We start from the raw sequence: 12,018 nt of genomic DNA on the forward strand, positions 1-12,018 counted from the left end.
GATATTCAGTGTGGGGGTGCGGATATGAAAAATAACAGGCTTTTTGGGGGCAGAAAGCTGTCGGTGCTGTCGTCAACGGCGTTGTCTGCCTGCGTGGGGTGCGGTGCGATATTTGTTGCTGTGCTTGCTTTTGCGTATGTTATCACTAAGATAGATGCCACCGACCTTATGCTGTCGGTGATGTCAACAGCGGCACTTGGTATCGGAGCGTATGCAGGGGGATATGTCTGCGGAAAAAGGCAACGTAGAAACGGTCTGCTGTCAGGTGTGCTGTGCGGAGTGTTCATTTTTCTTATCATTGTCATTCTCAGTGCACTGTTTTCTAAGGCAGCCGAAAGCTTTTCCGTGCCTGCAAAGCTTGTGCTTACCCTTGTGTGTGCAGGCGTAGGCGGAGTTGTAGGGGTAAATTCTAAAAGCAGTCGTTTTTGATAAGGATAAATGTTTATATTGCATTAACTATTCGTTCATAAAACACAGTGGGATATGTGGTATAATTAGTGTAAATCAATTATTGGAGGTAAAATCCTATGAAACATATCAAGACGATCAATAAGGCTAATCTCAAGAAGACTGCTGCTAAGGGTGGCTGCGGCAAGTGTCAGGCATCATGTCAGTCAGCTTGCAAGACCTCCTGCACAGTTGCTAACCAGAAGTGCGAGAGAGAAGCTTAATATTCCGATCTTTCTGAGGCGTGCGAGCGTACACACGCCTTGCTAAAGGGACATTTTTATGTCCCTTTATTTTTGTATAAATTTGTATATGAATATAAATGCGAAAGGTGATTTTTAAATGATACACAAGTTTAAGCTTGGCGGCTTTAATGCACTGCTTGACGTGAACAGTGGCGGAGTACATATTATAGACGATCTGACATATGATTTGTTAGACAATGTTGAGCCGCCTTTTGAGGAGAAATGTCCTGAGGACGTTGTAAGAAAGCTGTCAAAGATGTATGACAGCAAGGATATCGAGGATTGTTATGAGGAGATAGTTTCTCTTTACAATGACAAGATATTGTTCAGCGAGGACGATTACGAGAAGTATGCACTGTCTGCTGTGGCTTCGCCTATCAAGGCAATGTGTCTGCATATTGCTCACGACTGTAACCTGAGATGTAAATATTGCTTTGCTTCAACAGGCGATTTCGGTCAGGGCAGAATGCTCATGGACTATGAAACAGGCAAGCGTGCTATAGATTTTCTTATAGAGCGTTCAGGAGACAGAAAATTTCTTGAGGTGGACTTCTTCGGCGGTGAGCCGTCACTGAATTTCGGTACGGTAGAAAAGCTTGTTGAGTATGCACGTTCACAGGAGGAGCCTCACAATAAAAAGTTCAGATTTACTGTTACAACAAATGGTGTACACCTCACTGACGAGATGATAGACTTCATCAACAAGGAAATGTACAACGTTGTTCTGTCTATCGACGGAAGAAAAGAAGTCAATGACAGAATGAGAGTGCGTGTTGACGGTTCAGGAAGCTATGACAGGATTATCCCTAACTTTAAGAAGCTTGTTGAGAAACGTCCTAAGAACAAGGATTGGTATGTAAGAGGCACTTACACAAAGTATAATCTTGACTTCTCAAATGATGTAATGCACCTTTATGATCTGGGATTCGACCAGATATCCGTTGAGCCTGTTATGGCAGACCCTAGCGAGCCTTATGCTATAACAGAAGCTGACCTGCCGAGGATTTTCAAGGAGTATGAGATACTTTCTGAGAAGATACAGAAGATAAGGGACGAGGGCAAGTTCATAAACTTCTTCCATTTTATGATAGACCTCGATCAGGGTCCTTGTGCGATAAAGAGACTTAGGGGCTGTGGAAGCGGAAACGAGTATGTTTCTGTTACTCCTGACGGCGATATTTACCCATGTCATCAGTTCGTTGGTATCACCGAGTTCAAAATGGGCAATCTCTATGACGGCACATTTAACGAGGAAATGAAAGATATGTTTGCTCACGCACACGTTTACAATAAGCCTGAGTGCAAAAAGTGCTGGGCAAAGTTCTATTGCAGTGGCGGTTGCAATGCAAACAACTACATTTACGCAGGTGATATCCACAATGCGCATAAGCTGTCATGTCAGATACAGAAGAAGCGTCTTGAATGCGCTATCATGATGAAGGCTGTTAAAATGCTCGACAGCGCAGAATGAATATAAATATTTTGTAAATTTCACGCATGGTAACTTTTGTGTACATATATAAACTTAATATGTACAAAAACGTTTGAAGTTTAACAAAAAAATTTATTGAATAATCGGTTTAAAAAGCACGGAATAACAAATGACGTTATTCCGTGCTTTCTGCTGTTATTACATAGTATGATCATGTCGAAAAATAGCAAAATGTGTCTGACATATTAATAAGTATTAAGATAAATATAATGTATACTAAGCTGGTAGCTTATTGACAAAGCGGGTCGAATTTAGCATAATATTGACATAAACAAAAGGTGCTTGGCGGTCATGTTACCGCAAATCGGCTATAACGAGCGCCCTCTGTATCGGACAGGATAAAACGACAAATTATTATGAAAAGGACGAAGAGATATGAAAACTAATGAAAAGAAGAATACTTCTGCTAAGAAGAAACTTATACCTGCAGTTGCAATGCTCACAACTTCCGCTGTAATGCTTTCTACTGCTACTTATGCTTGGTTTACGATGAGCAGAGAAGTTGAAGTAACAGGCATTAAGCTTACTGCTACAACTCCACAGACAATTGAAATTTCACTTGGTAAAGCTACAACTGGCAACACGCTGACTGCTGGACAAGAGGCAACTGCACCTGGTGCTGATGAAACACTTTGGTCACACACTGCTGCTATGGGTTCTGTATATAAAGATTTTGGTAAGCTTATTCCTGCATCTTCTGTTAATGGTTTTGATATGTTCTATACTGTAAAAGCAACAGAAAATGGTAAGAAAGTTTCTGATGTTGACAATCCTTTCAACAAGGCAACTACTGCTGCTGGCTGGGAATTTCAGGATGACGGTAAATCTTCTGAAAAAGGTGATGCTGTTACAGCTGTTGATAAGGAAGGCTCAGGATATTATCTTGACATTCCGGTTTGGTTCAGAACAACAAGCACTAGTGCTGTAAACCTTGGTCTTGACGTTGAAGTTAAACAGGGTAGTGATAGTGATACAACTACAGAACTTTACAAGGCTGCTCGTGTTGCAATACTCCCTGACACTAAGGCAGCACAGAGTGTGTTCCTTGGTGCAGAGGGAAATGCTACTACAAATTATTACACAGACGGTAAGGCTGTTTCGACCGCGGCAGCAACTTTAACTGCTTCATATGGTGAAGTTTCTGTTGCAACAGAGGTTAAAGCTACTGACGGAAAGGTTACTAATGCTGCTAATGCAACACATGTTGCTACTGTAACAAAATCAACGGGTACAGGTTATGGTGGCGCTGTTAAGTATTACATTCGTGTATGGCTTGAGGGAGAAGATGAGGCTTGTTGGAATGCTAATGCAGGTCAGGACTTCCAGATTAATCTTAAATTCTATGACCTTTCAAACACAGGCACAGGTGTTTAATCCATAACAATAAAACAAAAAAGACGCCGAAGAAATTCGGCGTTTTTTGGTAAATGGGCATAAAAAATAATTTTCCATATTTGGGGAAATCTCCCGATTTTTCTTTGTTTTTTGTCGAAAATATGCTATAATAATACATTGGAGCAGAAAGGAAGTGGCTTTGCTTTGGGCGAAAATTCTACAGTTGACGGCGTTCGTGCCGTGGAGCTTTTCTATAGACCTATAAAAAATACCGACAGCGGCAGGGTCACTTTTTTGCAGTCGCAAACAAGGCTCAATTCTCCTGTTATGGGAACGCTAATGCCTGCGGATTATCTCCCTGTGGCTCAGCTTTCCGACCGATGTGTTAGCATTTTCAAGCTTGCTTTTGTTCAGCTTTTGCAGGCTTTGGGCAAGTTTCACGAAAGGGAAGTTGACGTTGATTGGGCAAGCGTGTTCATGCCTGCAAGATTTTTAAGGCAGACGGAAGCTCCGAGAATTGCGGCAGATTATTGCGATAAGTTTGGCGTGAAGTATGAGCGTGTCTGCTTTGAGTTGTCGCCTGATGTGCTTGATGAAGCTGACAGCACAGTGGCAGATAACGTGGCTCTTATGAGAAGACAGGGCTTTCATTTTCTGCTCACAGGCTTCGGCACTGAGGGCTTTAAAATGCTTAAGACCGCTGAGTTCAAGGTAGATAATATCATGCTTTACGGCTCAGTGGCTCAGGTTCTTGGTAAGAGCGACAGGTATGATACCTGCGTGAACTCTCTGCTGAATTTCGTTTTTGACCTTAATGCTGAGGTCATAGCTGACGGCATTACTGATGATAAGCAGGTGAAACAGCTCAGCGGTATGCAGTGCCTTTACTATTCGGGAGAAAATGCAGGAAAATATATTGCGGAAAGATACGTTCGCAATAGAAATGAGTAATAAACGGGTGATACGGTTTTGGACGGTAAAAATATAGATAAAAATACAAGAGTAGTCGATACCCTTGCACTTCGCAGGACCGCCAAGGAAGCTAAACGCTATGTGGTATTGATGAGATTGCTTAAAATACTTGCCATTATACTTATCGCTATCGTGGCGGCGGCTTATGCGGTGTCTTATTTTTACGACAAGTATGGTAGCTTTACAGTTAAGATAAGTAAGTATGATATGATAAATCAGGGGCTTACTCTTTCGGAAACTCCTGACTATACCACGAGCAATTCAAGGCTCAATGCGGATATCCTCTATGATATGACAAATATCAGTGGCGAAGATCTCCCTGATAATATCGACAAGATAAACGGCAGCCATAATGGCGAGGGGTATATAGCTTATACTTTCTATCTCATAAATTCCGGTAAAGACACACTTAGCTATGACAGCGAAATGACTATCGAGAACGTCACGAACGGTGTTGATGAAGCTATCAGAGTGGAGCTTTTCGTGAATGGCGAGAAAACTGTTTATGGTAAAACAAAGTCTGACGGCAGTGGTAAGGAAAGCGATTGCGACAAGGAGTTCGCCTCCTCTACTGAGGTCATGAAGGACCGACGTGAAAAGCTTGGTCCTGGTGAGAAAGACAAGTATACAGTAGTCATATGGCTTGAGGGAAATGACCCTGATTGTGTTGACAAAATAATCGGTGGCACAATGAAGCTTGGTATGAATTTCAAGATCGTTGAAACAACTTAAAGAATTAGAAGGGAGGAAGCCTCGGGTTTCCGAGGTTTTGAATTATGAAAAAAGCTTTGAAGATCGTTTTTAATGTTATCGCATGGGTGGTGCTTATCTTTGCACTGCTTATAACAATTCTCGTGTTCTCGTCTGATAAGAATAATGGTACGGCAAGTCTGCTGGGATATGTCCCACTCACAGTTGAATCTGACTCAATGAAGCCAACTTTCAAAAAAGGCGACCTTATTATCTCAAAGGAAATAGACGATATCAATTCTCTGAAAAAGGGCGACGTTATCACTTTCTGGACTCTTATAAAGGGCCAAAAGGTGAAGAATACCCACCGTATCGCAGAGGTACTCAATGATAACGGCTCTGTAGGCTTTATCACACGAGGCGATGCTAATAACGTAGATGATACATACACTGTTTATGCAGGTGATATAATCGGTCAGTGGAAAGGTGCAAAAATAGGCGGTTTCGGCAAGGTAATGGATTTTCTCAGAACAAAAACGGGATTTTTCATTTGCATACTTTTGCCCATAGCACTGTTTTTCCTCTTTGAGCTTTATAAGCTTATCGCAACCATAATCGAGATAAAGCGTCCTGCTATCACAGAGAGCGATGAGGAAGAAATAAAAAGACGTGCAGTTGAGGAATACCTTGCACAGCAGAAGAAAAAGGAAGAGGAAAATGCACAGCAGGAGAAAAATGACAAATAACTGCTGCTTGGGTGATACATTATGAATGGATTTCTGAAATGGTTTTTTGTTTTCATGTCGTCAATGCTTGCAGGCTTTGGGCAGATCTTCAAAGGTCTGTGGAACGGCATAAAACAGATCTTCAATATAAAAAACTACATAAGGATATTCAAGACCTACTCGGCAGACTTTGGTGCGCTGGGCTGGATACTTTCTGTGCTTGCAATTATCGTTGTTGTGGCTATCTTTGTGCTTATTATTTTTATGATAGTGCTTGCTGTGAGAAAGTACATAAGATTCAGACACTCTATCGTCAGCAACGAGGATCTTATCGAAGAAATATCTGACCTGCAGCGTCAGGTGGTCAAAATGACCAAGGAAAAAGATGAGATCATGGCAATGAAGGTGGCTCAGCTTGGGGTCTATGATAACACCGCTCTTGCAGAAGGTGAAACAAAGCTTGCAGAGGGCGAGCAGATGCCTGCACAGGGCGAAGTTCAAACCATTGTGGACGGCGTTGTTCAGACAGCAGATTGCCGTTTTTCAAAGCTTATCGAGGTGGACAATTTCTACAAGACATACGAGCCGCCTGCTTACAATAATGACATCACCCTTAGCGGTATCTGCGAAGCATACAGAAACTTTGCCTGCTCAAGAATGCACCTTTATTATGACATAAAAACTATCCGACTTTTCATTGCAGGCATGGCTTCAACAAAGCTCATTATCCTGCAAGGTATCTCTGGTACAGGTAAAACATCACTGCCGTATTCATTCGGTAAGTTCTTGCAGAATGATACCACTATTGCATCTGTTCAGCCGTCATGGCGTGACAGAACTGAGCTTTTTGGCTACTTCAACGAGTTCACGAAGAACTTTAATGAAACAGAAGTCCTCAAAAGAATTTATTCTTCTGAATACAATGACGATGTAAACTTCATACTCCTCGACGAGATGAACATTGCGAGAGTAGAATATTACTTTGCAGAAATGCTCTCAATTCTTGAAATGCCTGATCCTGCCGAGTGGGAGCTTGATCTTGTTCCTAACGTGTGGAGTACCGACCCTGTTCGCCTTGATAAGGGCAAGCTGCGTATTCCGCAGAACATTTGGTATATCGGTACTGCCAACAACGACGATTCCACGTTTACTATCTCAGATAAGGTATACGACCGTGCACAGCCTATCAATCTTGACGCAAAGGGAGTTGCCTTTGACGCACCTGACACGCCGCCTATGAATTTAAGCTTTGAACATCTTGATACACTTTTCAAGGAAGCTTTTCAAATGTATCCTGTTTCACAGGACAGTCTGAAAAAGATCCAGCAGCTTGACCTGTGGGTAATTGAAAAGCTGAGAGTGGCTTTCGGTAACCGTATACTTAAACAGATGAACTTGTTTGTTCCTGTATATGTTGCCTGCGGTGGAGATGAACTTGACGGCATTGACTATGTGCTTGCCACAAAGATATTCAGAAAATTTGAGTCGCTTAACTTGGCAATGCTAAGAGAAGAGCTGAAAGAGCTTTGCACCTATATGCTGAAGCTTTTTGGCAGAAACACTATGAAAGAATCTATAGCATATCTTGAAAGATTGCAAAAACTGTACTAAAATTTGTACTCATAAGCTTTGAGAGGAGGGACGGGCATGAGCGAATACAACGAACAGCGTGCAGCTTTTGACAAAGCTGTAAAGACGCTTGACGGCAATAACAGCTTTGCGGCAGCCCGTGCCTTGCTTCTTTCGGGCGAAAAAACTGTATCTTTTAATCGTAAGATAATCGAGAAGAATATAGATTCGTCCTGGCTCACAGAGATAGAAAAAGCTCTGCCACATCTTGATACGGTAATAAGAAATCCAAGAAACACCATTAAAGAAGTGGAAGAGATCGTGCCTATCGCTATGTCAAGGAAGATAACGGTAGAGTCCATAAAACATCTAGGTCAGCACACCGATCTTATTCAGGATATCGACAAAAAGACTGGAAAGATAACTCCGTCAAAGATACTCAACATTCATAAAGAGGAAACTCTTGATACATATGAAAATAGATTTGTAAATACCCTTATCGACAGGCTATACATATTTATAAATATAAGATACAATAAGCTTGTCCAGACCGCAGAGGCGCAGGAGGCTTATTCTTTTAATTACGATACCGTGGCGGACAGCGGCGACGGGAGAAAGGTCAACATTAGTTTTAAGATAGAAACCGTTGACTGTCTTGTCGGCGGCAGCAAGGATACTGACATTTGGGCAAGGCTTGAAAGGGTCAAAAAGGCTATCGAAGGCTATAAAGGCTCAGTGCTTTGTACCACTCTTGGCAACGCTTTTATCAGACCGCCTGTTATGAGAACAAACGCTATCACTAAAAATGTGGACCTTATGGCGTGTCTTACCCTTTGGCAGTTTATCGAAAGCTACGATAAGGCAGGCTACGAGGTCAACGTTTCTGATACTGCACAAAGACCTGATGATTCTTATATCGAGGATATATATGGTCTGACCGCAATGAACTATATGCTTTTCCGCTCCTATACCCATGGGGCAGATAAGTCGGAGGAGCTTAAAACCATAAAGAGCAAGACCCTTGCACCAAAGGTTGTCAGGCGTTTTGATAAGCAGACGTCTGATAAATATGATGTCATAGTTGGCGAGGGTGAACAAAGTAGTGCAGGTAAGACAGATATGGGTATGTCTGCCGAAGAGGCAGGAAACCTTACGGCAGAGCTTGACCGTATAGTTGAGATAGAAAAGCAGTTTCTCAAAGACGAGGAAGACCGTAAGAGGGCTGAGGAGCTTGCGGCTGCAGAAGCTGAAAGAAAGCGTGCCGAGCAGGAGAAACTTGAGCGTCAGCGGCGTGAGGAAGAAGAGCGCATAAGGCTGGAGCATGAGGAAGCTGAACGCAGAAGATTGGAGCTTATCCAAAAACAGCAGGCGGAGCAGGCTGCAAGAGAAAAGGCGGAGCGTGAGGAACGTGAACGCCGTGAAAAAGAGGAAGAGATCAAGCATATCGCAAGACGCAAAAGGCAAATGGAAGAGCGTAAGCGCCGTGAAGAGGAGCAGCGTGTCCGTGAGGAAAGAGCTAGGATCCGAGAGGAGAAAAAGCTCGTCCGCAGCAGCCTTGGATCTGCTATGGATCAGCAGATCAGCACGAATGAAGAAGCCGTGTCTTCAAGCTTTGTGTCAGAGTATGAGTCCCCTGAGATCGCTGCAAAAAAGGCGAAAGAAGCACAACAGCAGCGTGAGCAGGAACGCCGTGAGCGTGAACGTGCTGAGCGTCTTAAAGCTGAACGTGAAAGCTTTGAAAATAAAAATATCAATGAGATATTTAAAGAATATTCCAAAAATCCATATTACATGGCAAAACGTGGCATAACATATGTTCTGGCTCACGCATTTGGGATCATACCTGTTGTGACGGATAATCCAGACTATATCAGGATGTTCAAAGTCAAGAAGGAAAAAGAACTGGCTGAGGCAGAGAGAAAACGTGCAGAGCGTGAAATTGAGATCATCTATGAAAAATATGCTCCGTATCTGAAATATGATGTAAAGAGGCATATCAAAAACAGGCAGTTTAAAAAGAGAAAACGTCTTGAGCGAAAGAACAGACCGCCAAGACCATATATTCCGCCACAGCGCACCGCTGAGGAGCAGAAAGCTATCGACGCTGAAATGAAACGACTCTATAAGGAGTATCATGTTTCAGCAGTTGGCAGAATGGCAAGGCATTTGAAAGAGAAATATAGGAAACAATAACACGGAGGGAGCGTCGGTATCATCGGCAAGGCGTTGAGGATAGTAAAAATAGCTTTGACAATACTTGGCTCTGCTGTGTTTGCGGCACTGCTGAGTGTGACGGTGTACATAATGGTCTGCGGCTGTATCGGCAAAACAGCAAGCATTTTTGGTTACAGCGTACTGAAAGTCGTGAGCGGAAGTATGGAGCCGTCTATACATGAGGGTGACTATATTTACATCAAAAGGACGGATACTGACAGCTTAAAGGCAGGGGATATCATTTCGTTCTACTCTCAAGATGATAGTATTAAAGGCGAGATAAATACTCACAGGATATCTGAGGTTTTGAGCGACGGCACTTTTGTTACTAAAGGCGATGCTAACAAAATAGAGGACAGCGTGACGGTGCAAAAAGTCAGCATTATTGGAAAATACTATGGAAAGCTCAGATTTTTCAAGTGGCTTGGGTCATTTGCATCAACAAAGAAGCTCCTCATACTGCTTGTGATAATCCCAACAGTTTGCATGGCGGTGTATGAGGTAAAAACTATCGCTGAGATAAAAATATATTCAAACCGTGAGGAAGCCTTGAAAGCGGCTGAGGAAGAAAAGGAAAAGCTTATGCGTGAGGCTGTTGAAAAAGAAGTTCAGCGGCTGAAAATGCAGGAAAACGAGAAAAAGGAGGCGAACAGCTTTGAATCAGGAAAAGATAATGAAGGCTAAAATGATAACGGCTATCGTTATTTGTATTGCGGCACTTGCAGGGCTGTTCGTTTTTATCGGGCTTTATATGGACAAGTCCGAGGAAGTCAGAAAGACTTACATTGCTAAGTATATGGAAAATCTGTCTGCCGTCTCTGAGGAGATAGACACTTATCTTGAAAGCGGCAAGGATCTTCCAACGAGATATAACATGATACTTTCGGACATGGGTGCGGCAAGGTCGCTGGTGTTTCTTATCGACGATTATACGGAGGAGCAGAAGGCTATAAATGAGCTTCATTACTGCTTGGTTAAATATCCAGAGCAGATGCAGGGCAAGCTTGAGGACGTAAAAAAAGCACTTGACCATATCACCGAAAATCTTGACAAAGGCTATAGGGAAGTCAACGAGATAGTTGATTCGGTTGATAAAATGGGAAATTAATGCAAGGAGGACAATAACGTGAGCAGTAAAGGGCAGCTTAAAAGAGAAATAAAGAAATGCAGACTTACTATCGAGGAGATAGAGCGTAAGAGATCACGTTCACAATCAGCACTCGTTCAGGCAATTCTTTTGCAGGAAGAGCCTAACGAAATGGACGTTGAGTGGTTCAACAAATACACAGGCGAGATAACCGCTTGCAGAAACCACATGATAGAATTGCAGAAAGAGCTTGACTCGATGAAATAATGGAGGTCGCCAAAGTGGCTGAGCATAAAGTGATAGAGAAAGCAGACAGCGAGGAAGAAAAGAAGAAACGCAAACTGCTTATTATAAAAATAATACCAGTTGCAGTGCTGGCATTTATACTTATTGCGGTCAGTCTGGCTTGGTTTACCATTGATAAAGCCCTTGATCTTGATTCATTTGGAATGAAAAGCGTAGATTCGCCATTTGAACTGAAAACAGTAGGCAGTGCCAATGTGCTTAAAGCTGAGATACTTGACAGCAATGACTACTCTAAGGTGTCTGATGGGAGCAACATCACTTCTGACGAGAACAACAAGATCTACTGGCTTCTTGATGAAGAAAGCGGTATGACGAAAGGTATTAATCCTGGTAGTCATGGAAAGCTTACTTTTTATGTTGTCCCGAACCAGTCGGGGGAAATGGAGATACAGTTCAAGTTGAGTATCACGGGGTATGCAGAGAATAAAAACGAAGACGCTGTTTCTTATGAAAAGATTACTGAAGAAGAAGTAACTAGATTTATGAATGGACATATCATGTTTTTTGAGAAATATGATGAGAACAATCACACATATTCCGATTTTCTTCATGATGAAACATTCACAAGGACGCTTAAAGATTGTAAAGTAGGCGTTCCGCAGGAAGTGAACGTATATTGGGTGTGGCCGAACACGCTTGGTCAGATACTAATGAAAAGCACAGATGAAAATCTGGCAGAGAAAAATGTGCTGTTTGATGATGACAGTGAAGAACGTTTGAATTTTGCGGAATATATAAAGGGTAATTTAAGCTTGTTCTTGTCAGGTGATGCTGATAAAGAACAAAATAAAACAGTTATTGAGAAAATACTTAATGGTGATAAATACAGCACAGCACAGTTATCATCACTAAGCTCCATGTATAATGACGCTGACGAAAAGATAGGTACAAAGGTGCAATATATCCTTGTTGAACTAAACGTATAGATAAGAATAT

Annotated in this window: 13 protein-coding genes; all 13 read left to right on the plus strand. The window is 42.2% G+C overall.

Annotation, left to right across the window (positions count from 1 at the left end):
* Nucleotides 1–24: 24 nt before the first annotated feature.
* Complete coding sequence (locus tag RBI_RS05515; RefSeq protein WP_038671615.1) at nucleotides 25–429, plus strand: TIGR04086 family membrane protein; 405 nt, start codon at nucleotides 25–27, stop codon at nucleotides 427–429.
* Nucleotides 430–527: 98 nt separating this feature from the next.
* Complete coding sequence (gene scfA / locus RBI_RS14545) at nucleotides 528–671, plus strand: six-cysteine ranthipeptide SCIFF (protein WP_013498654.1); 144 nt, start codon at nucleotides 528–530, stop codon at nucleotides 669–671.
* 118 nt (nucleotides 672–789) lie between these two features.
* The gene (scfB, locus tag RBI_RS05520) at nucleotides 790–2,163 is read left to right on the plus strand and encodes a thioether cross-link-forming SCIFF peptide maturase (RefSeq protein WP_022287270.1); all 1,374 of its coding nucleotides are present in this window, start codon (nucleotides 790–792) and stop codon (nucleotides 2,161–2,163) included.
* Between the two features lie 396 nt (nucleotides 2,164–2,559).
* A complete protein-coding gene (locus RBI_RS05525) occupies nucleotides 2,560–3,558 on the plus strand; it encodes a hypothetical protein (RefSeq protein WP_038671617.1) in 999 nt (332 codons plus the stop codon).
* 165 nt (nucleotides 3,559–3,723) lie between these two features.
* A complete protein-coding gene (locus RBI_RS05530; RefSeq protein WP_038671619.1) occupies nucleotides 3,724–4,470 on the plus strand; it encodes an EAL domain-containing protein in 747 nt (248 codons plus the stop codon).
* Between the two features lie 18 nt (nucleotides 4,471–4,488).
* A complete protein-coding gene (locus RBI_RS05535; RefSeq protein ID WP_207732694.1) occupies nucleotides 4,489–5,223 on the plus strand; it encodes a hypothetical protein in 735 nt (244 codons plus the stop codon).
* A 44-nt stretch (nucleotides 5,224–5,267) separates the two neighbouring features.
* Nucleotides 5,268–5,927: a signal peptidase I gene (locus tag RBI_RS05540; RefSeq protein ID WP_038671620.1), complete on the plus strand. Its 660-nt coding sequence runs from the start codon at nucleotides 5,268–5,270 to the stop codon at nucleotides 5,925–5,927.
* Between the two features lie 21 nt (nucleotides 5,928–5,948).
* Nucleotides 5,949–7,517, plus strand: a complete 1,569-nt coding sequence (locus RBI_RS05545; RefSeq protein WP_038671622.1) for a hypothetical protein — start codon at nucleotides 5,949–5,951, stop codon at nucleotides 7,515–7,517.
* A 36-nt stretch (nucleotides 7,518–7,553) separates the two neighbouring features.
* On the plus strand, nucleotides 7,554–9,668 hold the full coding sequence (locus RBI_RS05550) for a DUF2357 domain-containing protein (protein WP_038671623.1): 2,115 nt from the start codon (nucleotides 7,554–7,556) through the stop codon (nucleotides 9,666–9,668).
* Nucleotides 9,669–9,722: 54 nt separating this feature from the next.
* Nucleotides 9,723–10,373, plus strand: coding sequence for a signal peptidase I (locus RBI_RS14055; protein ID WP_148303578.1), 651 nt, complete (start codon nucleotides 9,723–9,725; stop codon nucleotides 10,371–10,373).
* On the plus strand, nucleotides 10,345–10,797 hold the full coding sequence (locus tag RBI_RS05560; RefSeq protein ID WP_051706508.1) for a hypothetical protein: 453 nt from the start codon (nucleotides 10,345–10,347) through the stop codon (nucleotides 10,795–10,797). The genes RBI_RS14055 and RBI_RS05560 overlap by 29 nt, the downstream gene beginning before the upstream one ends.
* 18 nt (nucleotides 10,798–10,815) lie before the next feature.
* Nucleotides 10,816–11,043 (plus strand): hypothetical protein, encoded by a 228-nt coding sequence (locus RBI_RS05565; protein ID WP_022286677.1) that lies wholly within the window; start codon nucleotides 10,816–10,818, stop codon nucleotides 11,041–11,043.
* A gap of 14 nt (nucleotides 11,044–11,057) precedes the next feature.
* Complete coding sequence (locus RBI_RS05570; protein ID WP_038671625.1) at nucleotides 11,058–12,008, plus strand: hypothetical protein; 951 nt, start codon at nucleotides 11,058–11,060, stop codon at nucleotides 12,006–12,008.
* The last annotated feature ends 10 nt before the right edge of the window (nucleotides 12,009–12,018 follow it).

This window comes from Ruminococcus bicirculans (ex Wegman et al. 2014), assembly GCF_000723465.1.
Lineage (GTDB): Bacteria > Bacillota > Clostridia > Oscillospirales > Ruminococcaceae > Hominimerdicola > Hominimerdicola aceti.

Bases quoted from the DNA above. Each gene is read 5' to 3' on its own strand.
- RBI_RS05525 (WP_038671617.1), top strand. From the start codon at position 2,560: ATGAAAACTAATGAAAAGAAGAATACTTCTGCTAAGAAGAAACTTATA.
- scfB (WP_022287270.1), top strand. From the start codon at position 790: ATGATACACAAGTTTAAGCTTGGCGGCTTTAATGCACTGCTTGACGTG.
- RBI_RS05550 (WP_038671623.1), top strand. From the start codon at position 7,554: ATGAGCGAATACAACGAACAGCGTGCAGCTTTTGACAAAGCTGTAAAG.
- RBI_RS05540 (WP_038671620.1), top strand. From the start codon at position 5,268: ATGAAAAAAGCTTTGAAGATCGTTTTTAATGTTATCGCATGGGTGGTG.
- RBI_RS05545 (WP_038671622.1), top strand. From the start codon at position 5,949: ATGAATGGATTTCTGAAATGGTTTTTTGTTTTCATGTCGTCAATGCTT.
- scfA (WP_013498654.1), top strand. From the start codon at position 528: ATGAAACATATCAAGACGATCAATAAGGCTAATCTCAAGAAGACTGCT.
- RBI_RS05515 (WP_038671615.1), top strand. From the start codon at position 25: ATGAAAAATAACAGGCTTTTTGGGGGCAGAAAGCTGTCGGTGCTGTCG.